Annotated in this window: 24 protein-coding genes; 11 read left to right on the top strand and 13 right to left on the bottom strand. The window is 74.4% G+C overall.

Annotated elements, in window-relative coordinates; genetic code table 11:
* Positions 1–35: 35 nt before the first annotated feature.
* The 5 genes from ABTY20_RS08995 to ABTY20_RS08975 all read right to left on the bottom strand — a co-directional run bounded on the left by ABTY20_RS08995 (position 36) and on the right by ABTY20_RS08975 (position 4,969).
* The gene (locus ABTY20_RS08995) at positions 36–2,405 is read right to left on the bottom strand and encodes a glycoside hydrolase family 65 protein (protein WP_351996301.1); all 2,370 of its coding nucleotides are present in this window, start codon (positions 2,403–2,405) and stop codon (positions 36–38) included.
* 393 nt (positions 2,406–2,798) lie between these two features.
* The gene (locus ABTY20_RS08990) at positions 2,799–3,173 is read right to left on the bottom strand and encodes a roadblock/LC7 domain-containing protein (RefSeq protein WP_351996300.1); all 375 of its coding nucleotides are present in this window, start codon (positions 3,171–3,173) and stop codon (positions 2,799–2,801) included.
* Between the two features lie 85 nt (positions 3,174–3,258).
* The gene (locus ABTY20_RS08985; RefSeq protein ID WP_351996299.1) at positions 3,259–3,777 is read right to left on the bottom strand and encodes a roadblock/LC7 domain-containing protein; all 519 of its coding nucleotides are present in this window, start codon (positions 3,775–3,777) and stop codon (positions 3,259–3,261) included.
* Positions 3,778–3,815: 38 nt separating this feature from the next.
* Complete coding sequence (locus ABTY20_RS08980) at positions 3,816–4,583, bottom strand: hypothetical protein (RefSeq protein WP_351996298.1); 768 nt, start codon at positions 4,581–4,583, stop codon at positions 3,816–3,818.
* Complete coding sequence (locus tag ABTY20_RS08975; protein WP_351996297.1) at positions 4,580–4,969, bottom strand: hypothetical protein; 390 nt, start codon at positions 4,967–4,969, stop codon at positions 4,580–4,582. The genes ABTY20_RS08980 and ABTY20_RS08975 overlap by 4 nt, the downstream gene beginning before the upstream one ends.
* 339 nt (positions 4,970–5,308) lie before the next feature.
* On the opposite strand from ABTY20_RS08975, the gene ABTY20_RS08970 reads away from it, so the two are divergent.
* The 4 genes from ABTY20_RS08970 (at position 5,309) to tgmB (ending at position 8,443) form a co-directional block, all read left to right on the top strand.
* Positions 5,309–6,442 carry a hypothetical protein gene (locus ABTY20_RS08970; RefSeq protein ID WP_351996296.1) on the top strand — a complete coding sequence of 378 codons (1,134 nt, stop codon included), beginning with the start codon at positions 5,309–5,311 and terminating at the stop codon, positions 6,440–6,442.
* Positions 6,443–6,804: 362 nt separating this feature from the next.
* Positions 6,805–7,131 (top strand): YkvA family protein, encoded by a 327-nt coding sequence (locus ABTY20_RS08965; RefSeq protein ID WP_351996295.1) that lies wholly within the window; start codon positions 6,805–6,807, stop codon positions 7,129–7,131.
* Between the two features lie 120 nt (positions 7,132–7,251).
* Positions 7,252–7,443 carry a putative ATP-grasp-modified RiPP gene (gene tgmA / locus ABTY20_RS08960; protein ID WP_351996294.1) on the top strand — a complete coding sequence of 64 codons (192 nt, stop codon included), beginning with the start codon at positions 7,252–7,254 and terminating at the stop codon, positions 7,441–7,443.
* A gap of 16 nt (positions 7,444–7,459) precedes the next feature.
* Entirely contained in the window at positions 7,460–8,443 is a 984-nt protein-coding gene (gene tgmB / locus ABTY20_RS08955) for an ATP-grasp ribosomal peptide maturase (RefSeq protein ID WP_351996293.1), read from the top strand.
* A gap of 264 nt (positions 8,444–8,707) precedes the next feature.
* On the opposite strand, the gene ABTY20_RS08950 is transcribed toward tgmB, so the two are convergent.
* Together ABTY20_RS08950 and ABTY20_RS08945 are read right to left on the bottom strand one after the other, a co-directional pair.
* On the bottom strand, positions 8,708–8,923 hold the full coding sequence (locus ABTY20_RS08950; RefSeq protein ID WP_351996292.1) for a hypothetical protein: 216 nt from the start codon (positions 8,921–8,923) through the stop codon (positions 8,708–8,710).
* Positions 8,924–9,083: 160 nt separating this feature from the next.
* The gene (locus ABTY20_RS08945) at positions 9,084–9,557 is read right to left on the bottom strand and encodes a hypothetical protein (protein WP_351996291.1); all 474 of its coding nucleotides are present in this window, start codon (positions 9,555–9,557) and stop codon (positions 9,084–9,086) included.
* 189 nt (positions 9,558–9,746) lie between these two features.
* On the opposite strand from ABTY20_RS08945, the gene ABTY20_RS08940 reads away from it, so the two are divergent.
* Positions 9,747–10,709 carry a GlxA family transcriptional regulator gene (locus tag ABTY20_RS08940; protein ID WP_351996290.1) on the top strand — a complete coding sequence of 321 codons (963 nt, stop codon included), beginning with the start codon at positions 9,747–9,749 and terminating at the stop codon, positions 10,707–10,709.
* Between the two features lie 28 nt (positions 10,710–10,737).
* Here the strand turns inward: ABTY20_RS08940 and ABTY20_RS08935 are convergent, their stop codons facing one another.
* The gene (locus ABTY20_RS08935; RefSeq protein WP_351996289.1) at positions 10,738–10,989 is read right to left on the bottom strand and encodes a DUF5133 domain-containing protein; all 252 of its coding nucleotides are present in this window, start codon (positions 10,987–10,989) and stop codon (positions 10,738–10,740) included.
* Positions 10,990–11,102: 113 nt separating this feature from the next.
* Positions 11,103–12,872: an ABC transporter ATP-binding protein gene (locus ABTY20_RS08930; RefSeq protein WP_351996288.1), complete on the bottom strand. Its 1,770-nt coding sequence runs from the start codon at positions 12,870–12,872 to the stop codon at positions 11,103–11,105.
* A gap of 322 nt (positions 12,873–13,194) precedes the next feature.
* Between ABTY20_RS08930 and ABTY20_RS08925 the strand changes: the two genes are divergently transcribed.
* The 4 genes from ABTY20_RS08925 (at position 13,195) to ABTY20_RS08910 (ending at position 16,537) form a co-directional block, all read left to right on the top strand.
* Positions 13,195–13,641, top strand: coding sequence for a VOC family protein (locus tag ABTY20_RS08925; RefSeq protein ID WP_351996287.1), 447 nt, complete (start codon positions 13,195–13,197; stop codon positions 13,639–13,641).
* Positions 13,642–13,740: 99 nt separating this feature from the next.
* On the top strand, positions 13,741–14,631 hold the full coding sequence (locus ABTY20_RS08920; RefSeq protein WP_351996286.1) for a Gfo/Idh/MocA family protein: 891 nt from the start codon (positions 13,741–13,743) through the stop codon (positions 14,629–14,631).
* A gap of 307 nt (positions 14,632–14,938) precedes the next feature.
* Positions 14,939–16,144 carry a glycoside hydrolase family 64 protein gene (locus ABTY20_RS08915; RefSeq protein WP_351996285.1) on the top strand — a complete coding sequence of 402 codons (1,206 nt, stop codon included), beginning with the start codon at positions 14,939–14,941 and terminating at the stop codon, positions 16,142–16,144.
* Between the two features lie 186 nt (positions 16,145–16,330).
* The gene (locus ABTY20_RS08910; protein WP_351996284.1) at positions 16,331–16,537 is read left to right on the top strand and encodes a hypothetical protein; all 207 of its coding nucleotides are present in this window, start codon (positions 16,331–16,333) and stop codon (positions 16,535–16,537) included.
* 82 nt (positions 16,538–16,619) lie between these two features.
* Here the strand turns inward: ABTY20_RS08910 and ABTY20_RS08905 are convergent, their stop codons facing one another.
* The 4 genes from ABTY20_RS08905 to ABTY20_RS08890 all read right to left on the bottom strand — a co-directional run bounded on the left by ABTY20_RS08905 (position 16,620) and on the right by ABTY20_RS08890 (position 22,037).
* Entirely contained in the window at positions 16,620–17,108 is a 489-nt protein-coding gene (locus ABTY20_RS08905) for a DUF5709 domain-containing protein (protein WP_351996283.1), read from the bottom strand.
* A gap of 160 nt (positions 17,109–17,268) precedes the next feature.
* Positions 17,269–18,780, bottom strand: coding sequence for a hypothetical protein (locus ABTY20_RS08900; RefSeq protein ID WP_351996282.1), 1,512 nt, complete (start codon positions 18,778–18,780; stop codon positions 17,269–17,271).
* A gap of 168 nt (positions 18,781–18,948) precedes the next feature.
* On the bottom strand, positions 18,949–21,303 hold the full coding sequence (locus ABTY20_RS08895) for a glycoside hydrolase family 65 protein (protein ID WP_351996281.1): 2,355 nt from the start codon (positions 21,301–21,303) through the stop codon (positions 18,949–18,951).
* On the bottom strand, positions 21,300–22,037 hold the full coding sequence (locus tag ABTY20_RS08890) for an HAD family hydrolase (protein WP_351996280.1): 738 nt from the start codon (positions 22,035–22,037) through the stop codon (positions 21,300–21,302). Before ABTY20_RS08890 ends, ABTY20_RS08895 begins: the two co-directional genes overlap by 4 nt.
* 93 nt (positions 22,038–22,130) lie before the next feature.
* Between ABTY20_RS08890 and ABTY20_RS08885 the strand changes: the two genes are divergently transcribed.
* Together ABTY20_RS08885 and ABTY20_RS08880 are read left to right on the top strand one after the other, a co-directional pair.
* Complete coding sequence (locus tag ABTY20_RS08885; protein ID WP_351996279.1) at positions 22,131–22,793, top strand: nucleoside/nucleotide kinase family protein; 663 nt, start codon at positions 22,131–22,133, stop codon at positions 22,791–22,793.
* 78 nt (positions 22,794–22,871) lie between these two features.
* The gene (locus ABTY20_RS08880; protein ID WP_351996278.1) at positions 22,872–23,375 is read left to right on the top strand and encodes a GNAT family N-acetyltransferase; all 504 of its coding nucleotides are present in this window, start codon (positions 22,872–22,874) and stop codon (positions 23,373–23,375) included.
* The last annotated feature ends 374 nt before the right edge of the window (positions 23,376–23,749 follow it).

Below are 23,749 nucleotides of genomic sequence, written 5' to 3'. Positions count from 1 at the left end.
TCCGTCCCCCCGGACCGGGCGGGCGCCCGCGCGCGTCAGTCCGGGAGGGCCAGGCGGTCCGTCTCGCCGGGCCGGAGGCGAACCGTGCGGTCCGGGAGGTGGACCTCGATCGGGGAGCGGCCGGAGGAGGGCACGGCGATCTCCAGCAGGCCGTGTTCCAGCCGCAGCCGGACGCCCCAGTGGCCGTGGTAGCGCAGGGTGAAGCCGTAGGAGGAGAGTTCGGGCAGCGGCACCGGGTCGAGCCACAGGGCCCCGCCGCGGGTCTCCAGACCGGTCAGTCCGCGCTGGACGAGGTCGAGGGTGCCGGCCATGGCGCCCAGGTGGATGCCCTCTCCGGTGGTGCCGCCCTGGATGTCGGCGATGTCCGCCTGGAGGGCCTCCTGACAGAACGCCCAGGCGTCGGCGCGCCGGGCCCGGGCCAGCACCCGGCCGTGGACCAGGCCGCTGAGGGTGGAGCCGTGGCTGGTGCGGTGCAGGTAGTAATCGACCGTGCGCCGCCAGGTCCGCTCGTCCAGGTCCGTCCCCAGCCTGCGGAAGACCCCCTGGAGTTCGGCGGGTGAGAACAGGTAGCCCAGCATCAGGACGTCCGCCTGCTTGGACGCCTGGTACCGGTTGACGCTGTCGCCCTCGGCCTCCAGCAGCCGGTCCAGGCGACGGATGTCGCCGTAGCGGTGCCGGTAGCCCCGCCAGTCGAGCTCGGCGAGTTCGCCGTAGCCCTCGAACTGGCTGATGACGCCGTGGTGGAAGGGGACGTACAGGGTGCGGGAGACCTCCTCCCACTTCTCCAGCTCCCTCGTGTCCAGTCCGGTCCGCTCGGCGAGTTCCCGCCGGCGCGGCTCGGGCAGACCGCGCAGCACCTCCAGGGTGCGGGCGAGCACCCAGGCGGCCGTGACGTTGGTGTAGGCGTTGTCGTCGAGGCCCGGTTCGGCGGCGTCCGGGTAGGCGTCGTGGTACTCGTCGGGGCCGACCACGCCCTTGATGCGGTAGCGGCCCAGACGGTCGTCGAAGCCCGCGGAGTCCGCCCAGAAGCGGGAGATGTTCAGCAGCATCTCGGCGCCCTTGGTGTGCAGGAACTCCTGGTCGCCGCTGGCCTCGCAGTACTGCCAGACGTTGTACGCGATCGCCGACCCGACGTGGTGCTGGAGGCGGGAGTGGTCGGGCAGCCAGCGGCCGGAGCGGGGGTTGAGGTGCAGCTGCTGGGTCTCCTCCCGCCCGTCGCTGCCGCTCTGCCAGGGGTACATCGCGCCGTGCCGCCCGGCGTCCCGGGCGGCGGTGCGGGCGCGCTCCAGACGCCGGTGACGGTGGTGCAGCAGGGCGCGGGAGACCTCGGGGAAGTGCAGGTTGAGGTACGGCAGGACGAACAGCTCGTCCCAGAAGACGTGCCCCCGGTACGCCTCGCCGTGCAGTCCCCGGGCCGGTACCCCCACGTCCAGGTCCGCGGTGTGCGGGGAGAGGGTCTGCAGGACGTGGAAGAGGTGCAGCCGCAGGATGCGGCCCGCCTCGCCGGGCACGTCCAGATCGGCCCGGCGCCACAGCTGGTCCCAGGCCGTCAGGTGCGGCGGGAGCAGCTCGTCGAAGCCGCCCGCCCGGACCACCCGGTCGACGGCGGCGTGCAGCGGGTCGCTGATCGCGGGGTCGTGGGAGGTGTGCAGGGCGACGATCTTGTCGACGGTGACGGTGTGTCCGGCGGCCAGGTCCACGCGGGTGCTCTGCAGGGCGCGCGGGCGGTCGTGCCGGTTCGTGACGGGGGCGGGTGACGTCAGCCGTGCGGCGAGCGCGATCCGGATGTCCGAGGTGCGGGTGCGGCAGCGCAGCCACACCGTGTCCGCGGCCGTCGTGCCGGTGAGCACGTGAGTCAGGTGGCGGCCGTCCAGCGCCCGGTAGCGCGCCACCCCCGCGTTGGTGACGTCGCCGTCGAGCGCAGCCTCGGTCTCGAGCGGGCCGGAGAAGCCCTCGGCGGTGAACTCGGTGCGCAGACCCGCCAGATGGGGGTCGGCCATGTGCACGAAGCGGTGCTGGCGCACCAGGAGCGTCCGTCCGGCGCCGAGGCCGTACCGCGTCCTGCGCTCCAGCAGTCCCGAGGACAGGTGGAGGGTCTCGCCGTGGTCGAGGACGTGGGCGGTGTCGGGGGTGAGCCAGGGCTCGCCGGGGAGCCGGAAGCGCAGCGGCAGCCAGTTGGGCAGGTTGACCATGTCCTCGTTCTCGACGTGCCGCCCGGCGACCTCGGAGACGAGCCGGTTGTAGATGCCGGCCGCGTAGGTGCCCGGGTAGTGCACCTCGTCCGCGGAGCACTCCGGCAGTGCGCCCCGGGTGGCGAAGTATCCGTTGCCCAGGGTGCACAGCGACTCCCGCAGGCGCGCGTCGGCGGGGTCGTACCCCTCGTGCTCCCAGGTCCAGCCCGTCACTGCGCCGCTCCTCCCGCCGACGGCTGTCGCGCGGCCCGGTGCCGCGGCGGTCCGTCCCGGGTCGTCACCGACGCTGCGGTCCGCGGCGGTCACGGGCGGACGGCCGGTCACCGGAGTACCCCGGCCCGGTGCCCGGCACACACGGGCCGGCGGGAGCCGTCCGCCGCTCGCCCGGCCGGCCGCCACCGGTTCCACCCGGCGGGTGCTCGTCCTGCACGCGGACGGCTCGCCCGCCGTTCATGCGCGCCGTACGCGGCGGGCTGCTCGACGCCGGTGTCCCCGCCCGCTCCCGCCACTACGGGGTCTTCGGCCCCGATCTGTGGCTGCCCGGGGCGGCCTGACCACGCCGGGGCCCCGCACACCGCGGGCGGTGCGCGGGGCCCCGGCGCCGGATCAGACCTCGAGCTCGGCCTCGATCCGGCGCAGCTGGTGCCGTGCCATGGCCAGGTTGGCCCGGCCCGCGTCGAGCACCAGGTACAGGAAGAGACCGTTGCCGCCGCGCCCCTTGAGCAGGCGGATGAGGTGGTACTGGTTGCTCAGGGTGATCAGGATGTCCTCGATCTCCTCGTTCAGCCCCAGGTGTTCCATGGTGCGCAGCTTGGACCGTACGACGTCGGTGTTGCCGGCGGCGGCGACCTCCAGGTTGAAGTCCTTGCTTCCGCCCAGCGTGCCGAGGGCCATTCCGCTGGTGTAGTCGACGAGTGCGGCCGCCGTCGCGCCGTCGATGGAGCCGAGGCATTCCTTGAGCGCGGTCTCGGTGTTGGCCATGGGGGCGTGTCCTTTCGGTCGTGATGGGTGATTCGGGCCGGCCGCCGGGTCGTGCGGAGGCGTCCGGCCGGGGGAAAGCCGGGAGTCAGCCGCCGGGCCGGGGCTGGGGCCGGTGTGCGGGCCGCTGCGGGGTCCGCACCGGGAGGGTGCCGACGGGCCGGGCCGGGCCCCGGTCCGGCCCCGGGGCCTCCCGGGGCGCGAGCCGGTCGGCGTGCCGTCCTCCGCCCGGGCCGGTGCGGGTCTCCACCAGCTCGGCGATCCGGGCGCCGCTGCGCCGGCCCTCCAGGTGCAGCCGGCCCACGTTGACCCGGTCGTCGGCGAGGAGGGTGAGGACGGCCGTGGGCCCCGCCGCGTAGGTCGCGACGTACCCCTGGCCGCCGCGCACCAGGAGTTCGCGGAACTCGCCCCGGGCGGCGGCGTCCGCCATGCGGTACGCGACGCCGAGCGCGGCGGCGGTGAGCGCCGCCAGCCCTTCCGGTTCGGCGTCCGGCACGTCGTGGGCGAGGACGAGTCCGTCGACGGTGGCCGCGAGGGAGCCCGCCAGCCGGGGTACACGGGTACGGAGCCGACGCAGTTCGTCCAGCACGTCGGTCTCGACGGCCATGAGCAGTCTCCTTTCGGCACGCTGCCGGCGCGCGCGGATCACAGTGCCTCCAAGGCGTCCAGGAGCCGTCTCAGCAGCGCTGTGTCGGGCTCGTCCCACGCCGCGCCGCCCGCGTCGGGGACGGGCGTGGCGGGCGGGGGTGGCGCGGGGGTGACCAGTCCGCCGGCGGCCAGGCGGCGCAGTTCGACGAGGGTGTGGAAGGTGCGGTGGGCGAGCGCCGCGGCGATCTGCGCGGCGGTGCGGGCGCCGTCCACCTGGGCGAGGGTGCGGGCGCGGCGGGGCGGCAGTTCGGCGGGAGGGACGCCGGGCACGCGGATGAGCGGGGCGGTGTCGACGGCCGGGTCGGGCCATATCCGGTGCAGCAGGTCGCGGCGGCGCCGCGACTCGCCGAGCACGGTCGCCACCGGCACGGGGCGGACCGCACCGAGCCAGTGCGCGGCCCCGGGGCGGAAGCGGAGCGTGGCGCCGCCGTCGGCGAGCGCGAAGTACGCCGCGTCGAACAGGGCACCCAGATGGCACAGTTCCAGCGCCCCGGCGGTGAGCCGCCCGCTGTCGACCAGCTGGCGGCCGACGCGGTGCACCGCCCCCGCCCGTTCGACGGCGTCCCACCAGCCGGCCGGGGCGACGGCGCCGCTGCGGGTGAGCAGCTCGCCGAGGTCGGGACTGTACGCGGACTCGACGTGGACGACGCGCCCGGCCGAGAGGTAGAAGACCCCGGACTCCGTGGAGAGCGCCCCGGTGGCCCGGTCGGCGGCGAGGGTGCCGAGCAGCTCCGGCGCGGTCCCTTCGGTGCACGCCGTGGTCATCCGAGCACCAGCCGGTCCGCCATCTCGGCCAGCCGGATCCGGGCCAGGGCGAGGTTGCCGTCGGCGCGGTCGAGCCAGAGGTACAGGAACACCGTGCTCTCGAAGGTGGTGATGACGAAGCGCAGCAGGTGGTACGCGTCGGCGGTGGTGAGGATCAGGTCGTCGACGGGTGGTTCCCCGCCCGCGGCGCCGGCGGGCGCGAGCGTGCCGCTCTCCATGGCCAGGCGGGCGAGTTCGGCGGTCTCCGCGGCCGTGGCCTCCGCGTCCTCGCCCGGGGCCTCGCCCACCGCCCCCAGGGCGAGCCCGCTGATCCAGTCGACCACCAGGGCGCCGCGTGCTCCCGGCAGTCGCATGGCTTCCAGCAGGCTCTCGTCGATTCCGGGCACGCCGGATCCCCCTTCTCGCACGGCTGTACCGCGAACGTGACGTCGACGCTACGGTGCGTGCTCGACCGGGGTGAGGGCTTCGGCGTTTTCCGGTGGAATATGCGACGAGGGCGGTTCGGCGCTGGTAAGGTCCGGGCTTTTGCCGTCGGAACCGCGGTCCGGGAGGGCCGCCGTACGGGCGGGGCCTCGGGCGAACGGCGGTCACCGCGTGTGCGCCGCGCGTCCCGTGCGCCGCGCGTCCCGTGCGCGACACGCCGCCGGGCGGAGCCCCCGCGTCGTCCCTCCGGCCGGCGGCGACGATACTGGCAGAAGCACGTGCCCCTGCTCACCACTGGACCCATGCCGACCTCGCCCTCAGCCCATCCCGCCCTCCCTCCCACGGTCTGGCTGGCCCGCGGCCGCCACACCGGCGCCACCCCCGACGCGGCGCTCCGGCACACCCTGCGCTGGCTCAAGGCCGGCCAGGACATCGACGACTTCCTGGAACTCCCCGCGGCGGAGACCTCCCCCGACCTGGTGTTCGAGTCCCGGACGCGGGTCGCCGGCGGGGTCACCGTGCGCGCCCGGCTGAGCCTCGCGCCCGGCACGGACGCGGGCCGGGACTGGGTCCTGGTCGCCGAGGCGGAGCAGCCCTGGGACCCTTCCTGGCCGTCCCCGGCCGCCATGTTCTGGCCGCCGGAGCCGGACGCCGAGTGGAACACCGACCCGGTGACGGGACTGCGGCCCGGCAGGATCAATCCGCTCCCCGAGGACGACAAGGCCGTACGACGGCTGCTGCGCGACTGTGCGCGCGACCCGTGGCACGTCCATGTCGTGGTCCACGAGGCCATGACCCCGGACGAGCGCGGCCTGGTGCCGCTCGCGCGCTGGCTGCCGCCGGGGCTGCGGGACCGGGTGGTGGAGCACCGGGCCGCGCCCCAGCAGTCGCGGGTGGCGAACTGGGCGCTGCGGGAGTTCGGCGTGGAGGTTCCGCGCGGGGGTGCGGTGGTGCTGCCCGGCGGCCCGGCCCCGGAGGGCTACGACGCCGACGCCTTCGCCGTGCGCGCGGTGTTCCTGGACGGCACGGAACCGGTCGACCTCGTGGAGGCGGTGGTCCGGTACGACGCGCTGACGCGCGCGCTGCCGGACGAGGCGCAAGAGGCCCTGACGGCGCTCCGGGAGGACTGGCACCTGCTGACGACGGAGGAGGAACTCGTCCGCGAGCGGGCGCTGGTGGCGATGTACGCCGAGGCGCTGGAGGCGATGACGAAGTCCCGGGACCTCTATCGTGAGGCGGCGGAACGCGCCCACGAGGCGCTGGCCGCGTACCGGGAGTCGGCCGGGGTCCCGGGCACGGAGCAGCCGCCCCCCGCGCCCCGGACCCCGTCCCCGCTGACCCGCACCCTGGAACGCCTCAGGGCCGGCACCAGGGCCCGCCGCCCGGCACCCGGGGACCCGGCCCCGGAACACCGGCCGGCCACGTCGGACCAGTAGGGCCTGGCGCCGGGGCCGGTCCCGGCGTGGCCCGTTCGCGCGCCGGCGGTGGCGGGCGGCGGCACTCCGCTCCGGCGGGCGGGAACGGTTCGTTCGGGGAGGGCGGCGGGGAGGAGGTGGTCGTGATCGGCCCGGAAGAGGACGGATGACCATTTCCAGGCGCCCCCCGTCCGCCGCCGCTCGGCCGAGCCACCGGGACGACCTGCGACGGTCCGGTGTTCCGCGGGGATCTCGCGGGGCGTCGGACGCGTGCGCGCATGGCCGGTCCCGGCCGCCATACCGGTGCCGCGAGCGGGAATCCGCTCAGTGCAGGCCGTGTCGCGGCGAAGCCGCGGCGCGGGTCACGGGAGGAGGGCAGTCCGTTGGACACGACCACCGTGGCGCTCGTCGTCGCCGCGGTCCTCGCGGCCGTGGTGCTGGCCGGCGCCGTCGCCGCCCTGGTCCGACTGGTCCGCACGAGGCGTGAGTTGCGTCACGCGGGCCTGCCCACGGGACCCCGCTGGGTCTTCTGGGGCGCGATCCTCTATCTGGTGCTGCCGGTCGACCTGCTGCCCGATCCGGTCTATCTGGACGATATGGGCGTGCTTCTGTTCGCTCTGCGCACCATGCGCGGCTCCTCCGGCGCCCGGGCGCCCGGAGCGTCCCTCCGGCGGGGCGCACGGCGTCCCACCGGCGATTACACTCCGTGAGGAAACCAACCACCCGTTCGATTCGTATAAGTCTCTGGAAGCCAAAAGAAGTCGGCGGACCAAGCGGCGGCGCCCAGGGGGCCGTCGCTTGCTCGGCGCAGCACCGACGAGGGAGAGACGATGCAACCGTTCGCGCTCAACTACGCACGTCCGGCAGTGGAGTTGGTCGTTGCCACTCCGTATGCGTATGACTCCGGACTGCAGTTGAACGTTCTGGGGGACGGACGGATCGCGGCCTGCGACCACGCGCTGTTGCGCGAGGTGGGGACGACGACGTCCACCGCGGGCTCCAAGACCCACTTCGACGACTGATCGCGGACCGTAGACGATGACCGTGCTGATCCTCACCAGTGAGGAGGATGTGACCGCCGACATGGTGGTCGTCCATCTGAACGGCTTCGGCGTGCCGGTGGTGCGCCTCGATCCCGCCGACCTGACGGACGGCGTCTCGCTGTCCGGCGAGTACGTCCACGGCCGCTTCCGCGGCCATCTCTCCACCGGCGGCAGACTGGTGAGCATCGGCGGGCTGCGGTCGGTGTGGGTGCGCCGGCCCGGCCCGCCGGCCGGGCGCGCGCCGCAGCCGTCCGCGTGGCTGACCGAGGAGGCGTCGCAGGCGCTCTACGGCATGCTGCGCGGCTGTGACGCACGCTGGATGAACCATCCGGACGCGGCCCGGCGGGCCCGCCACAAGCCGTGGCAGCTGCGGCTGGCCCAGCGCTGCGGCCTGCCCGTGCCGGCCACGGTGATCACCACGTTCCCGCGTGCCGCGCGGGAGTTCGCGGAGCGCTTCCCCGACCTGGTGGTCAAGCCGGTGTCGGGGGCGCATCCGCAGGATCCGCCGCGGGCGGTGCCGACCAGCCGGGTGGCGCCGGACACGGACTTCTCGGCGGTCGCGTTCGGGCCGACGCTGCTGCAGCGGCGGATCGCCAAGCGGGCCGACATCCGGCTCACCGTGGTGGGCGAGCGGCTGCTGGCGGCCCGCAAGACGACGCCGCCGGACGCGGATCCGCAGGAGGTGGACGTGCGTTTCGCCGCCCCCGGACCGCCCTGGGAGCCGGCCGAGGTCCCGGCCCGCACCGCCGACGCCGTACGCGAGTATCTGCGCCGGTCCGAACTGGCGTACGGCGCCTTCGACTTCGCCGAGGACGCGGACGGGACCTGGTGGTTCCTGGAGTGCAACCAGTCGGGTCAGTTCGGGTTCGTGGAGGTGGAGACGGAGCAGCCGATCGCCCGGACCATCGCCGAGTGGCTGTCCCGTCCCATTCCCGACGAGCCCGCCGAGCCCGCCGGGGCCGGCAGCACGGTGCGGTGAGGGGCCGCCGGACGGGCGCCGGATCCCGGCCCGCGCGGCCCGCCCTCCGGGCGGACGACGGGACGGCGCCGGCCGGACCTAGGGCCTCTCGTTTGGATCAGGTCGGCCGCGACCGACGGTGCGTCGTGGCCGACCCGAGCGGGGCTTGGTGCGTGCAGATGCAAGGCGGAGGAGGGCGCCAACGCGGAGCGTTGGCAACTGACGACAACGCGGCAGATGCGCGTGCCAAGCCCCGCGACGCCGACATGATCCAAACGAGAGGCCCTAGCGCGACCTCGGTCCGGGCAGCAGGGCGGTGCGCTGCCAGCCGTTGCCCGGGGACTGCGGCCGGTCGAGGCCGGGGGCGTGGCCGGGGGCCTGCAGAGGCCGCATGACCAGCTCCAGCTCCCTGCTCACGCGTTCGGCCTCACGGCGCACCTGTGCGGGCACGTCGCCGCACTCCGCGATGAGTCGGTCGTAGATGGGGGAATCCTGGAACACCCGTCAACGTGCCTTTCTGCTCGCCGGCCCCGATGCGGGACACGACTGCAGAGTCTAGGCGGCCGCCCCTCCCGGAGGAGGGATTCCCCGGTACGTCCGACCACGGAACGGGCATTCCGGAAGTACGGCGCGGTTCGGTCGATCCGGGAGATCGCGGCGGTCAGGCTCCCGTCGTGGAGCCGGGACGGACGATCATCAGAACGGTGACGGTCGCCCACAGCAGATTGAACACGCCGGTGAACATGGCGAGCCGCACCGTGCTCCGCCGGTCGACGGACCGGCCCCCGCCCAGCTGTCCGACGAGTTCGTCCTGCCGGGGCAGCACGAAGGCGAGCAGGACTCCGGCGGCGGCCGCGGTCAGACCGACCGAGGTGACGAGCCATCCGTCGTCCAGGACGCCCATCGCCAGGGCGGTGGCGAGACCGAGGACGGGCACCGCGATCCCGATGCGGGCGTAGACCCGGCAGATGCGGTGGAGCAGTGCGACGGTGGTCACGGCCCCCGCGACCGGACCGTCGCCCTCCGCCGGGGCGGCGCGGCGCACGGCCGGCGGGAACATGCTGGCCGCGACGGTGACGGGGCCGACGGCGACGATGGCGGCCAGGACGTGGAGGGACAGCAGGAGCTTGCTCACCGGGACTCTTTCCGTGGTGTGATCGGCGGTGCCGGACCCACGTTAGGGATCCGCCGGGTGATCACCCAGGGGCTGGAACGACAGGTTTCCACGGGTTCCCGCCACCAGTGTTCACCACGGACCGCGCGCACACCGCCTCCCGGTGCCCGGGCTGCGGCGGGTGGCGGGAATCCGCTTATCGTGGCGGTCATGCACTCCGTGGCGATTCTGGTTCTCGATGGGGTCGTGCCGTTCGACATGGCGGCGCCCCTGCAGGTCTTCGACTGGACACGGCTGCCCGACGGCCGGCGGCCCTACCGGGTCCGACCGTGCGCGGAGCGGCCGGAGGTGCTCGCGGACGGCGGTTTCGCCCTGCGCGTGGACCGTGGGCTCGAGGCGCTGGCGGACGCCGACACGGTCATCGTGCCGGGCCGCGCCGAAGGCGCTCCCCCGCCCTCTCCGGCCGTGCTCGCGGCCCTGCGGCGGGCGGCCGGAGCGGGCACCCGGATCGCCTCGGTCTGCGTGGGCGCCTTCGTGCTGGCGGAGGCCGGACTGCTGGACGGGCTGCGCGCCACCACGCACTGGGTGGCCGCCGACCGGCTGGCCCGCGCCTTCCCGGACGTCGACGTGCAGCCGGACGTGCTCTACGTCGACAACGGGCAGATCCTGACCTCGGCCGGCGCCGCCGCCGCACTGGACATGTGCCTGCACATGATCCGCCGCGACCTGGGCTCGGCCGTGGCCGCGAACGCCGCCCGGATGTCGGTGATGCCACTGGAACGGGAGGGCGGCCAGGCCCAGTTCATCGTGCACGAGCACCCGCCCGTGCCCCGCGGATCGGACCTGGAACCGCTGCTGGAGTGGATCGAGGACAACCTGGCGCACGAGGTCACCCTGGCGGCGATGGCGGCGCGCGCCGGGATGAGCGAGCGCACCTTCAGCCGGCGGTTCCGTGAGCAGACGGGGACCACGCCGTTGCAGTGGCTGCTGCGGGCGCGGGTGCGGCGCGCCCAGTACCTGCTGGAGAACAGCGACCACACGGTCGAACGGATCGCCCGGCAGTGCGGGTTCGGTTCGCCCACGGCGTTCCGCGAGCGGTTCCGCAAGGTGGCGGGCACCACGCCGTACGCCTACCGCTCGGCGTTCAACGGACGGCGCGCCGCCGTCCGTTGAACGCCGGGCGGAGGAGCGGCCCGGCGGCTCAGACGGCCAGGGACAGACCGCTCTCCCCGTCCGCCTCCCGGGCCCGGCCGGGCCGCGCCCGGTCGAGCAGGGCGTCCGCCAGGGCGATCGCGTCGTGGATGCCGGGCGTCCCCATCATCGCGCAGAGCGCGCGGCTGACGTCCTCCAGCTCGCGCGCCGCCGCCGGCGAGTGCCGTTCCGCCTGCGCTATCCGCAGCGTCGCGTAGCGCGTCAGCAGCCTTCTGACGGCCTTCGGGTCCGGTACGAGCACGAAGCGCCCCTTTCTGGTTTTCGCTGCGTATGCCCGAACCCGGGGGAAGCACTCACCTCACCCGTCCAATCGACTGGAATTGACCGAAAAGCGTCGCACCCCGCCCGGTCGGGTCAGGCCACCTGCCCGCTGTGCAGCGCCGTGTACGCCCCTCCCCGGCGCAGCAGTTCCTCGTGGGTGCCGATCTCCTGGATCCGGCCGTCGGCCATCACCACGATCCGGTCGGCGCCGCGCACGGTGGACAGCCGGTGCGCCACCACGAACGTGGTGCGTCCGCGCAGCAGTCGGGCGAGGGCCTCCTGCACCAGCGCCTCCGAGCGGGTGTCGAGCGCCGAGGTCGCCTCGTCCAGGACCAGCACCTTGGGGTCCCGGATCAGCGCACGGGCGATGGCGAGCCGCTGACGCTGTCCGCCGGACAGCCGGGCGCCCCGCTCCCCCACGAGGGTGTCGAGGCCCTGGGGCAGCCGGTCGACGAACTCCAGCGCGTTGGCGTCGCGCAGCGCGGCCCGTACCGTCTCCTCGTCGGCGTCGTCCATGCCGTAGGCGACGTTCTCCCGGACGGTGCCGTCGAACAGGATCGACTCCTGGGGCACCACGGACAGGAAGCGCCGGTAGGTGCGCAGGTCGAGGCCGTTCATGTCGGCGCCGTCCAGCAGCAGCCGGCCGGAGGTCGGGCGGATGAAGCCGATGACCAGGTTGAGCACGGTGGACTTGCCCGCCCCGGAGGCGCCGACCAGCGCGACGGTCTCGCCCGGGGCGACCTCGAGGGTGAAGTCGCGCACGGCGGGGCGCCCGTCGCTCTCGTAGGCGTGGCCGACCCCCTCGAAGGTGATCGCGCCGCGCACTCCGCCGACCTCCGCCTTGCCCTCGTTGTCCTCCAGTTCGGGGGCCTGGAGGACCTCGCCGACCGAACGGACGGACTCCAGTCCCTTGGTGACGACCGGGGCCAGTCCCGCCAGGGTGGTCGTGGAGTTGGTGAGCGTGGTCAGGAAGGCGCTGAGCATCACGACGTCGCCGGCGGTGACGCCCCAGACGTCGTAGTACGAGACGAGGGCCGCGCCGGTCAGCACGCACACCCCGACGACGTTGAGGACGACCCAGGCCAGCGAGCCGAACCGGCCGTTGACCAGGTCCAGACGCATCCCGGAGGTGAGCAGCCGGTTCAGGGTGCCGTTCATCCGGCGCAGCGCCTTGCCCTCCAGGCCGTGGGCGCGGGTGACGGGGATGAGCCGGGTCATCTCCGTCACCCGGGAGGACAGCGTCTCCACCTCGTGGCGGAAGTGCTCGTTGTGCGTGCGCAGCCTGGACCGGAGCCGGGCGACGAGCAGGGCCGCGGCGGGCACGACGATCAGGAAGACGGGGAGGAACTCGGGGGTGCGGACGGCGATGATGACGAGCCCGCCGGTGAGGACGGTGAGCGCGCCGAGTCCGTTCTCCGCGGTCTGCTGCACCATCTGCTCGACGGTCTCCACGTCCCGCACGACCTTGGCCTGGAGCACTCCGGCGCTGACCCGGGAGTGGTAGCCGATGGAGAGCTGCTGCATGCGGGTGCACAGCGCGGAGCGCAGGGCGGTGCCCATGCGGCGGACGCTGCCGTACAGCAGACGGACGTACAGCACGTGCAGCGGGTAGTTGACCAGCAGGATGAACATGATGACGCCGGCGCTGGTCCACAGCCGGGAGATCGGCTGGTGTTGCACGACGGTGTCGATGATGGACGCGGTGATCAGCGGCAGCAGCCAGACCGGGCTGTGCTTGACCGTGAAGACGCCGACCGCGGCGGCCAGCCGGCCGCGGTCGGCGCGGAACAGGTAAGCGAGGGTGCGGATCGGGTGCTCGCCGCGGTAGCGGTGGTCGAGCGGTCTCTCCAACGACGACGCCATGGGTGGTGGTCCTCCCCTGTGACTTTCTTCAGCAAGCGCTTTCTCCGCCTATGCGCCGGGAGTACACCAGGCACATGAGGCGGGCCGCCCACGGCGTCCGGTGCCTGAGACGGGCGGAGTGGACCCAGACGGCGTCCCGCTCCGCCGGTCTTGGAAAGCGCGCACCAGCCTGGTCCCCGCGCGGCCCGAAATCCAATAGAGGAAAGCGAACGCATTCAGCAGACGGGGTGCTGAATCGGGGCGCCCGTCCGCCGCGCGGGCGCCGGTGCCCGGCGTTACGCTGCGCGCAGCCGGTCCTTCGCGGACATTCCGGGAGGTAGTCATGGCCTCGCTCCTCAATCCGTACCTCAGTTTCGACGGGACCGCCCGGCAGGCGCTGGAGTTCTACCGGGAGGTCTTCGGCGGCGAGCTGCGGCTCCGCACGTACGGCGACTTCGGCCGGTCCGGAGCCGACAACACCGACAAGATCATGCACGGCATGCTGACGAGCACGGCCGGCTTCACCTTCATGGGCGCCGACATGCCGCCGGGCATGGAGTACGCCCCGGGGAACAACTTCGCCGTGTGCGTCAGCGGCGAGGACGAGTCCGCGCTGCGCGGCTACTGGGAGAAGCTGTCCGGCGGCGGCTCGGTGGCCGTACCGCTGGAGAGGCAGATGTGGGGGGACGTGTTCGGGATGTGCACGGACCGCTTCGGCGTCCCCTGGATGGTCAACATCAACCGGCCCGGGGGCCGGGTCCCGGACGGTCTTGCGCCGAGCGGCCGTTGACACGGCGTTCCGGCGGGGACCACCGTACTGGCCGGGACGCGCCGGCGGGGCGCGACGGGACACCGGTGCGGCGGCCGCCGCACCGGGAGAGGCGGCGGCATGCGGATCGGACTGCTCGGCACCGGACCCTGGGCGCGGGCGGTCCACGCCCCCGCGCTGAGCGGGCACCCCGGCCTCGACCTCGTCGGCGTGTGGGGCCGCCGGTCCGGCGCCGCCGAGGAGCTGGCCGGTCCGTACGGCGCCCGGGCCTACGACGACGTCGGGGCGCTCCTCGCCGACGTGGACGCCGTCGCCGTCGCGCTGCCGCCGGCGGTGCAGGCGGAGCTGGCGGTGCGCGCGGCGCGGGCGGGATGCCACCTGCTGCTCGACAAGCCGCTCGCGCCGACCGTCGCGCAGGGGCGCGCGGTGGTCGGCGCGGCCGAGGAGGCGGGGGTGGCGTCCGTGGTCTTCTTCACCACCCGCTTCCAGCCGGAGCCGGAGGCGTGGATCACCGAACAGGCGCGCACGGGCGGCTGGTTCACCGGGCGCGCGCAGTGGCTCGGGGCGGTGTTCACCTCCCCCGGCGATCCCTTCGCCGCCTCCGAGTGGCGGCGGGAGAAGGGCGCCCTGTGGGACGTCGGCCCGCACGCCCTGTCCGTACTGCTCCCGGTGCTCGGCGCGCCGCGGAGGGTGACGGCGGCGGCGTACGGCCCCGGCGACACCGTCCACCTCGTCCTCGACCACGCGGGCGGCGCGTCGAGCAGCCTCACCCTGAGCCTGACCGCTCCCCCGGCCGCGGCCGGCGCCATGGTCGAGCTCCGCGGCACGGCGGGCGTCACCTCCCTCCCGGCGGCCTCCGAGGGCGCGGTCCCGGCCCTCGCCCGGGCCGCGGACGCCCTCCTCGCCGCGGCCGGCACCGGTGTCCCCCACCCCTGTGACGCGACGTTCGCGCTCCGGGTGACGGAGACCCTGGCCGCGGCGGAGGCGCGGCTGGGCGGCGAGGCCCCGTGACGGCCCCGCCGGGCGACTGCGCACCGGAGCGCTCCCACCGCGCTCCGTCGCCCTCGGGCCCGACCGGCTTAAGCGGCCCTTAAAGACCGGTTAAGCGATCATCGGGTCTTGGCCACTCTCTTGAATCACCCCAGGTCAGGACGGTGCTGTGGACAAGTCGGACCGTTGGCGGGGGCTGCGGCCGTCCCTACCATCGATGTCGCGCACCGGTCCCGGAACACCATCCTGAGAGCGCTCTCTCCGGCTCTCCTCCCCTGCCGGCCGGCGCGGTCAGGAACCCGCACGCCTACTCCTGGAGATCCCCCACATGAGCCCCCGTCATCAGCGCAACCTCGGCCGCCGCAAGGTCCTCTTCGCCCTCGGCGGAGCCGCCGTGGCCGTCCCCGCGGCGGCGGCGATCGCCCCGTACGCCCTCGCGGACCAGTCCGGCGGGCGGAAGGCCGGCACGGCGGCGGCCGGCGCCCTGCCGCTGACGATCGTCAACGACAGCGGTTCCTTCGGCAACGCGAGCGTGCACCTCTACATCGTGGGCAACGCGGACGGCCGCCAGGTCCGGGTCACCCCGGAGGGCACCGCCGTCCCGGTCGCCGCCTCCGACAACGGCCCCGACGGCTTCACCGACTACGCGATCAGCCTGGCCGGCAGCGGTGAGACCAGGCTGTCCCTGCCGTACATGTCCGGCCGGATCTACGTCTCCCTCGGCGCGAAGCTCAAGTTCAAGGTCGTCACGGACGGCAACGGCAACGCCGCGCTGCAGTACCCGGCCGGCTGGGTCGCCTCCGACCCCAACCACGGCGTGCTGCACGACTGCGCGGAGTTCACGTACAACCCCTCGGGCATGTTCTGCAACACGACCATGGTCGACATGTTCAGCGTGCCGCTGAGCATCCGGCTCACCGGCTCCAAGGACCAGACGACCGGCACCGTGCGCGAGGGCGGCCGCGCGGCCGCGTTCGCCGCCGTCAAGCGGGTGGAGGCGTTCTCCCGGCTCGTCGTGGACGACACCCGGATCATCGCCCCCGGCCACGGTCTGGACGCCGGCCTGTTCGCGAAGGACTACCTCGCCCCGTACATCGACGAGGTGTGGAGCACCTACACCGGCCGGGACCTCAGGGTCACCACCAACGCCGGCACCTTCACCGGCCGGGTGCGCGGCGAGCGGTTCACCTTCGACGGGCCCGCCCGGGTCTCCTTCGGCAAGCCCTCCACACGGGACGTCCTGTTCTGCGACGGCGCCCTGGCCGCCCCCAACGACGGCACGACCGGCCCGGTCGCCGCCGTGCTGGGCGCCGGCTTCAACCGCTCGACGCTGCTCAGCCACCCGGACCAGCCGACGGCCGACGCCTCGGTCTTCTACCGGACCGAGCTCACCAACCACTACTCCAGGGCCGTCCACGCCGCCACCGAGGACGGCAGGGCGTACGGCTTCGCCTTCGACGACGTCGCCGACCTCGCCTCGTACATCCAGGACACGGCGCCCACGGGCCTGCGGCTGACGCTCACGGCCTTCTGAGCGGCCCGTGGAGCAGGTTTCCCGCGGGCCGGGGAAGGTACCCCGCCACCCAGGAGGAGCGGCCCTTCAGCGCGGTGCCTCGAGCGCTTCCGGATGCACGGCGGGCTCCCGCGTTGAATGGTGAGTGTCGGACCCGATGACAGCCACCGGGGCCGCACCATCGATCCGGACCCGAGGAGCCAGAAGATGTCGACGTCCCAGCCCGACGCGTCCCGGCAGCCCGAGGACAGCACCACCCCGGACAGCCTGCTCCACGCCCGCACCGGCACCGATGTGTCGCCGGAGGACCTCGTTCTCGCCGCGGGCAAGGACCTCACCCCGCACAACCTCGAGTGGGCCAGGCGGAAGCTGGACGAGGAGGGGCCCGCCGCCCTGGACAAGATGCTGCCCTGAGCCCGCGCGCCCGTGCGTGGGACAGGACGGCGCCGCCGGCCCGGTGAGCTCGTGCACCGGGCCGGCGGCGCCGTGACGCCGGTCAGCCTCTGTCCCGGTCCTCCGGGAGCGCCGTCCCGTCCTCCACGACGTGCATCGCGGCCTCCTCCGCGCCGGCCGCCCCCGCGTCGACACCCACGTCCCGGGCGACGGTCTCCTTCGTGGTGTCGGGGTGCGCGCCCTCGTCCGGGGCGACCAGGCGTCCGGCACGGACGGCGCCCGCCTCCGGGTCGACCGGCTCGCCCTCGCCGCCCGGCAGGTCGCCCACCTCGTCCCCGGCGGGCACGGAGGTGTCCGGCACCTCCTGGGCCAGCCGCTGGTCCAGGCTCTCCCCGTCGTGCTGCTCCGCGGCCGTGGTGCCGTGCTTGGTCACCCCGAGCGGCTTCTCCGGCGGTGAGTAGCCCTCGTCGAGGGTGTCGTCGTAGGTCCGTTCGTCGACGGCGTCCTGCATGTCGAGCGGCGCGGCGTCCTCCTGCTCCTCGTTGCTCCCGGTGGGCTGGTACGCGTCGTCCCCCATCGGTTCGGTGCCCATGGCTTCCTCCCTGTCACGCTGCGTCGGCTCGTTCGCCTCGGTGTCAGATCCGCGTTTCCCGTCAGGCGGTCCCTAACCCCGCGGGGCCGGGTGCCGGGACGTGTCCGGGCGGGGCCGTGGGGACGCGTCCGGCGCTCGTCCCCGGCGAGGAGCACAGCGGTCACCGGGCGCGCGGGACGCCCGCCGGGCCCTCGGACCCGGGCGCCGGGGCGATACGGGCCCGGAGGTCGCCGATCCGGTGGACGGGCCAGGGGCGGGCGTACCCGGGCGGTGTGCCGCCGGGCCCGGTGAGGGTGGCCACCGGGACGCGGCGCGCGGTCCGCAGGATCTCCCCGGCCGTGGTGTTCTCGTTGTTCCCGGCGGTCGTGCCGGAGGAGCAGCCGGTGTAGTAGCCGATGGGGATCGCCTCGTGGCCGGTGATCAGACAGGGCGGGCGGACACCGAGGCGGTGCAGGGCGTCGGCCGTGCGGGCCCAGTCCCGGCGGCTGTCGGTGTTGCGGTCCACCGTGTGCACGAGGACGACCAGTTGCACCGTGAGGTGGCCGGCCAGCCCGAGCACGACCAGGGCCCTGGCTGCCGGCCGCCACCTCCCGCGCGGTGCCGTCACCAGGTACCACAGCGCGTCGGCGAGCGGGACCGCGAGCAGGGCGTAGGCGGGCTGGAGGAAGCGGGGCGCCGCGTACGCGATCAGGAACAGGTACGGGAGCGCCGCGGTCGTGGCGCAGGCCAGCGGCAGCAGGGTGCGCAGGGTACGGCCGGCCCGCACGGCGACGACCAGTGCGAGGACGGCGAGCAGCGGCAGGACGAACCACCACAGGGTGATCACCGGGTGGGGCATCGCACCCGTGCACGGGCGGCACAGCGCGCGCCCGCCCAGGCTGCGCAGCTGGTCGTCGACGGCGAGGTTCAGGCCGAGTCCGCCCTGGACCCGGGAGGCCTCCGCGAGCCGCTCCCGCAGGCCGCCGAAGGCGGTGTACGCCTCGATCACCCAGGGGACCCCGCCCGCCAGCAGCCCGCCGGTGAGGGCGAGCAGTGACCGTCCGTGCCGACCGGCCAGGGCCAGGACCAGGAGCGGGACCGTCACCCAGACGGCGTCGGTGGGCCGCATCCAGGCCATGAGCGCGGCCCCGGCCGCCACTCCCCCCAGGGGGCCGCCGGACGGGGGGTCCGCGCGGTGGCGCAGGAAGCAGCCGACGGCGGTCAGCGCGCCGACGGCGACCCAGTAGTTGGGCATGGCCTGGGGACCGTAGAAGAGCGTGATCCACAGGGAGGCGAAGAAAGCGCCGGCGGTGACCAGCACCCGGGTGGGGAACAGGCCGCGCCAGGAGCGCAGGGCCAGGAAGAGCGCGAGGCCGGAGAGCAGGGCGAGGTACACGCGCAGCAGGACGGTGGAGTCGGACCAGGACGCGACGGGCGCCACCAGCAAGGAGACGCCGCGGGAGCGGGGCGCGCTGAAGAAGGCGGCCGGGTGGTGGGAGGTGACCTGGCTGGTGTAGACGATCTCGTCCCAGCCGAGGCCCAGTACGGGGCGGACCAGGACGAGCTGGGCGAGGGTGAAGACGGCGGCGAGCACCGCGAGCGGGCGGGCGCCGCCGCGCCCCGCCGGGCCCGGCCCGGCCCGCCGCTCGCGCCGTCGTGTCCCGGTGAGAAGGGCACCGGTGCCGTCGGTCATCGTCCGTCCCTCATTCCCGCACGCCGTCGAGTCCTGGGCGCCACGGACCCCGTGCCCTGGAGGACGGGTTCCGGGGGGCCGGCGTTCCGGAGATCACCGACAACCTAACCCGCGTGCGGCGGGCCCGCAGGGCGGGACGCCGCCGTCCGCGCCGGAGCCCGCCGCCGGTCAGCGCGGGTGCGGGCCCCGGTGCGGGGGCTGCTCGGGGGCCGGGCGGGGCCTGGGCACCGGGACGGGACGCTCGACGGGGGCGCCCTCGCGGACGGTCAGCTCGGCGCCGTGGTGCCGGAGGGTCAGCGGCGCCCCGGACCGCAGCGTGTACGTCGCCCGGTCCGCGGCGACCTCCACGCGCAGGCACCGGCCGAGGAACCGCAGGGTGAAGGCCAGGCGGCGCAGCCTCGGCGGCAGCCGGGGGGCGAACCGAAGGCTCCCGTCGTCCCAGCGCATGCCGCCGAATCCGGCGACCAGCGCCGTCCAGGTGCCGGCCAGGGAGGCGATGTGCAGTCCGTCCCGGGTGTTGTGCTCCAGGTCCGCGAGGTCCATCAGGGCGGCCTCGGCGGTGTAGGCGTGGGCCAGGTCCAGATGGCCGGTGCGGGCGGCGAGGACGGCCTGGACGCAGGCCGACAGCGAGGAGTCCCGTACGGTCAGCTGCTCGTAGTAGGCGAAGTTGCGGGCGATCTGCTCCTCGCCGAAGACCTCCTCGAAGAAGCCGGCGCAGGTGTGCATCGCCAGCACCAGGTCCGCCTGTTTGACCACCTGCTTGCGGTAGAGGTCGAAGTAGGGGAAGTGCAGCATCAGCGGGTACTGGTCGGCGCGGGTGCGGGCGAAGTCCCAGCGCTGGTAGCGGGTGAAGCCCGCGTGCTGTTCGTGCACGCCGAGCTCGTCGTTGTAGGGGACGTGCACGGCTTCGGCGGCGTCCCGCCAGCCGGCGCTCTCCTCCTCGTCGACGCCGAGGGCCGCCGCGGCGTCGGGGTGGCGCTTGCAGACGTCGGCGGCGGCCAGCAGGTTCGCCCGGGCCATGAGGTTGGTGTACGTGTTGTCGTCGGCGACGGCGCTGTACTCGTCCGGCCCGGTGACCCCGTCGATGTGGAAGACGCCCCGGTCGTCGTGGTGGCCGAGGGAGCGCCAGAGGCGGGCGGTCTCCACCAGCAGCTCCACGCCGGTGTCGCGTTCGAAGCGCTCGTCGCCGGTGGCCTGGACGTACCGCACCACGGCGTCGGCGATGTCGGCGTTGACGTGGAAGGCGGCGGTGCCGGCCGGCCAGTAGGCGGAGCCCTCCGAGCCCTCGATGGTGCGCCAGGGGAACGCGGCCCCGCGCAGGCCCAGCTGGGTGGCGCGCTCGCGGGCGACCGGGAGGGTGCTCTGCCGCCAGCGCAGCGCCTCGGCGGCGGCGTCCGGCACGGTGCAGATCAGCAGGGGCAGCACGAAGACCTCGGTGTCCCAGAAGGCGTGGCCGTCGTAGCCGGAGCCGGTCAGCCCCTTGGCGGGTATCGCGCGCCGTTCGGCGCGGGCCCCGGCCTGCAGGACGTGGAAGAGGGCGAAGCGGACGGCCTGCTGGATCTCCTCGTCGCCGTCCACCTCCACGTCGGCCCGGGACCAGAAGTCGTCCAGGTGGGCCCGCTGTTCGTCGAGGAGTCCCTGCCAGCCGCTGTGCGCGGCGGCCGCCAGCGCCGCTTCCACCTGGTCGCTCATGGCGGGCCGGGAGCGGGCGCCGGACCAGCCGTGGGCGACGAGTTTCTCCACCCGCAGCCGCTGTCCCGGCTCCAGGACGGAGGTGACGGTCAGCCGGGCCACGTCCACGTTGCTCTCGCAGCCGGTGGTGGTGCGTTCGGGGCCGTCGACGACGTGGTCGGCGGCCACGGCGACCCGCAGGCCGCTGCGCCGGGTGCGGTGCACCAGGCGCAGCCGGTGGCCCTCGGCGAAGTCCTCCTCGGGCTCCAGCGGGGACTTCAGGACGCGGGCGGCGCGCGGGTCGCCGTCCGGCGCGGGCGGGCTCTCGTTGGCGACCAGTTCGGACTGCACCACCACGCGGGTGCGGCTGTCGACGGGCTCGACCTCGTAGGCGACGGCGGCGACGGCCCGCTGGGTGAGGGAGACCAGCCGGGTGGAGCGCACCCGGACCGTGGAGCCGGCCGGGGAGGTCCATTCGCAGACCCGCTCCAGGACGCCCCGGCGCAGGTCCAGGGTCCGCTCGTGGCGGACGAGCCGCCCGTAGCGCAGGTCGAACGGTTCGTCGTCGACCAGCAGCCGGATCACCTTGCCGTTGGTGACGTCGATGACCGTCTGGCCCGACTCGGGGTAGCCGTAGCCGGCTTCGGCGTAGGGCAGGGGGTGCAGTTCGTGGACGCCGTTGAGGTAGGAGCCGGGCAGGCCGTGCGGTTCGCCCTCGTCGAGGTTGCCGCGCCAGCCGACGTGGCCGTTGGACAGCGCGAACACGGACTCGCTCTGCGCCAGGACGTCGAGGTCCAGGCGGTGTTCGCGCACGGTCCACGGTTCGACGTCGTACGCCCGCTGCGCGATCACTCGCCACCCCCGAGTTCCGACAGGTCCGCCACGACCCGGTCGGCGCCGTGCGCGTACAGGGCGTCGGCCTGGCCCACCCGGTCCACGCCGACGACGTATCCGAACTTCCCGGCGCGGCCCGCGTCCATGCCGGCCAGCGCGTCCTCGAACACGGCGGCCCGGGACGGCTCGACGCCGAGGTCCGCCGCGGCGGCGAGGAAGGTGTCGGGCTCCGGTTTCCCGGGCAGTCCCCGCTCGGCGGCGACCACTCCGTCGACGCGTACGTCGAAGAGGTCCTCGGCCCCGATCGAGCGCAGGACGTCACGGCAGTTGGCGCTGGAGGAGACGATCGCGGTGCGCAGTCCGCGGGCGCGGACCGCGGCGAGGTAGCGCAGGGTGCCGTCGTAGGCCTCCACGCCGTCGGCGCGGATCCTCGCCAGCAGCAGCTCGTTCTTGCGGTTGCCGAGGCCGTGCACGGTGCGGGCCCCGGGCGGGTCGCCGGGGCCGCCCTCGGGCAGTTCGACGCCGCGGGAGGCGAGGAAGGTGCGGACGCCGTCGGCGCGCGGGCGGCCGTCGACGTACGCGTCGTAGTCGGCGTCGGTGAAGGGCCGGAAGGCCTCGCCGTCCCGTTCGCGCAGGAAGGCGTCGAACATCTCCCTCCAGGCGGCCGCGTGGACGACGGCCGTCTTCGTGACGACGCCGTCGAGGTCGAAGAGGCAGGCGAGGATGTCATCGGGCAGACCCAGATCCGTCATACCCGACACCGTTCCCCGTACGGCGTCGAACAGTGAGTGGCGCGGGCCACACGGCGGCGGGGCGTCCGCTTCCCGGGTGGCACACTCTCCCCTGTGGCACCGACCTTCGACGACCTCCTGCGCCGCGCCCGTGCCCTCCCGCGAGGCGGCCGGCGCGCGATCCTCGGCATCGCCGGCAGTCCGGGCGCGGGCAAGTCCACGCTCGCGGAGCGGCTGGTGCGGGAGCTGAACGGCGCCGGGGAGCCGTGGGTGGCGCACGTGCCGATGGACGGCTTCCACCTCGCCGACGCCGAACTGGACCGTCTCGGCCGCCGGGACCGCAAGGGCGCCCCGGACACCTTCGACGCGGCCGGGTACGCGGCACTGCTGCGGCGGCTGCGCGAGGAGACGTACGACGACGTCGTGTACGCGCCCGGTTTCGAGCGGGTGCTGGAGCAGCCGGTCGCGGGCGCGCTCCCGGTGCCGCCGGCGGCCCGGCTGGTGGTGACGGAGGGCAACTACCTGCTGCTGGACACCGGTGCGTGGGCGCGGGTCCGGCCGCTGCTCGACGAGGTGTGGTTCTGCGACCTGGACGGGGAGGAGCGGGTGCGGCGGCTGGTGGCCCGGCACGAGGAGTTCGGCAAGAGCCGCCGGGAGGCGGTGGCGTGGGTGCAGCGCACGGACGAGCGCAACGCCGCGCTGGTGGCCGCGACACGTGACCGGGCCGACCTCGTGGTGCCCGGGTCCGTCCTGCCGGGTGCGGACGCCGGGGCGTAGGACGGCCGGCGTGCGGGGCCGTCCCGGCCGCCGAAAGGGGTTGGACGCGGCCCGGCGCGGTGCCGCAGGCTCTGCTGCATGATCAGAACAGCCACCGTGCACGACGTCCCCGAGATCCGCGCGATGATCCGCGAACTCGCCGCCTACGAGAAGGCCGCCGAACAGGCACGCGCCACCGAGGAACAGCTGCGCCGGGCCCTGTTCGGGGAGCACCCCGCCGCGTCCGTCCTGATCGCGGAGGACGACGGCACCGGGGAGGCCGTCGGGTTCGCGCTGTGGTTCCCGCGCTTCTCGACCTGGACCGGCACGCGCGGCCTCCATCTGGAGGACCTCTACGTCCGTCCGCACGGCCGGGGCGCCGGACACGGCAGGGCGCTGCTCGCCGCCCTCGCGGCGATCTGCCGGGAGAACGGCTTCGAACGCTTCGAGTGGGTGGTGCTGGACTGGAACGAGCCGGCGATCGGGTTCTACCGATCGCTCGGGGCGGAGCTGCTGGACGAGTGGACGGGGTGCCGGCTGACCGGCGCCCCGCTCGAGGAACTCGCCGCGCGCGCCCCGGCCGTCGTGCACCGGGCGCCCTGACGCCCGGCGGGGCGGCAGGCCGCACGGTGACCGTCCGTCCGGGGCGGGCCGTCTCCGGCGTGCCGGCCCGCCGGCAGACGTGCCGTGGCCGGGGGCCGGCCGGCGACCAGGGGCCCGCCCGGCGAACCGGGGCGGAGGGGACCGACGGCGCCCCACAGCCCGGGTGAGCGGGGCCCGGCGCGTCCGGCCGCACGGCGGAGGGCGCCGACGCGATGGGCCCCGCGCGAGCGCGGACGGGCGTGCCGGGTCCCGCGTCCCCGGCGTGATCCGTCGGGGAGGCCCTAGGGCCTCTCGTTTGGATCAGGTCGGCCGCGACCGACGGTGCGTCATGGCCGACCCGAGCGGGGCTTGGTGCGTGCAGATGCAAGGCGGAG

Origin of the sequence: Streptomyces sp. NPDC126497, assembly GCF_040302425.1 — a bacterium.
In the GTDB taxonomy this organism is placed as follows: domain Bacteria; phylum Actinomycetota; class Actinomycetes; order Streptomycetales; family Streptomycetaceae; genus Streptomyces.
The sequence above is the reverse complement of the archived record's forward strand: the minus strand, read 5'-3'. Positions and strand labels throughout refer to the sequence as shown.

Coding starts and splice junctions, on each gene's coding strand:
- ABTY20_RS08985 (WP_351996299.1), bottom strand. CDS start 3,777: ATGGCCGTCGAGACCGACGTGCTGGACGAACTGCGTCGGCTCCGTACC.
- ABTY20_RS08920 (WP_351996286.1), top strand. CDS start 13,741: ATGCGGATCGGACTGCTCGGCACCGGACCCTGGGCGCGGGCGGTCCAC.
- ABTY20_RS08910 (WP_351996284.1), top strand. CDS start 16,331: ATGTCGACGTCCCAGCCCGACGCGTCCCGGCAGCCCGAGGACAGCACC.
- ABTY20_RS08990 (WP_351996300.1), bottom strand. CDS start 3,173: ATGGCCAACACCGAGACCGCGCTCAAGGAATGCCTCGGCTCCATCGAC.
- ABTY20_RS08890 (WP_351996280.1), bottom strand. CDS start 22,037: ATGACGGATCTGGGTCTGCCCGATGACATCCTCGCCTGCCTCTTCGAC.
- ABTY20_RS08915 (WP_351996285.1), top strand. CDS start 14,939: ATGAGCCCCCGTCATCAGCGCAACCTCGGCCGCCGCAAGGTCCTCTTC.
- ABTY20_RS08880 (WP_351996278.1), top strand. CDS start 22,872: ATGATCAGAACAGCCACCGTGCACGACGTCCCCGAGATCCGCGCGATG.
- ABTY20_RS08930 (WP_351996288.1), bottom strand. CDS start 12,872: ATGGCGTCGTCGTTGGAGAGACCGCTCGACCACCGCTACCGCGGCGAG.
- ABTY20_RS08980 (WP_351996298.1), bottom strand. CDS start 4,583: ATGACCACGGCGTGCACCGAAGGGACCGCGCCGGAGCTGCTCGGCACC.
- ABTY20_RS08940 (WP_351996290.1), top strand. CDS start 9,747: ATGCACTCCGTGGCGATTCTGGTTCTCGATGGGGTCGTGCCGTTCGAC.
- ABTY20_RS08905 (WP_351996283.1), bottom strand. CDS start 17,108: ATGGGCACCGAACCGATGGGGGACGACGCGTACCAGCCCACCGGGAGC.
- tgmB (WP_351996293.1), top strand. CDS start 7,460: ATGACCGTGCTGATCCTCACCAGTGAGGAGGATGTGACCGCCGACATG.
- ABTY20_RS08900 (WP_351996282.1), bottom strand. CDS start 18,780: ATGACCGACGGCACCGGTGCCCTTCTCACCGGGACACGACGGCGCGAG.
- tgmA (WP_351996294.1), top strand. CDS start 7,252: ATGCAACCGTTCGCGCTCAACTACGCACGTCCGGCAGTGGAGTTGGTC.
- ABTY20_RS08970 (WP_351996296.1), top strand. CDS start 5,309: ATGCCGACCTCGCCCTCAGCCCATCCCGCCCTCCCTCCCACGGTCTGG.
- ABTY20_RS08925 (WP_351996287.1), top strand. CDS start 13,195: ATGGCCTCGCTCCTCAATCCGTACCTCAGTTTCGACGGGACCGCCCGG.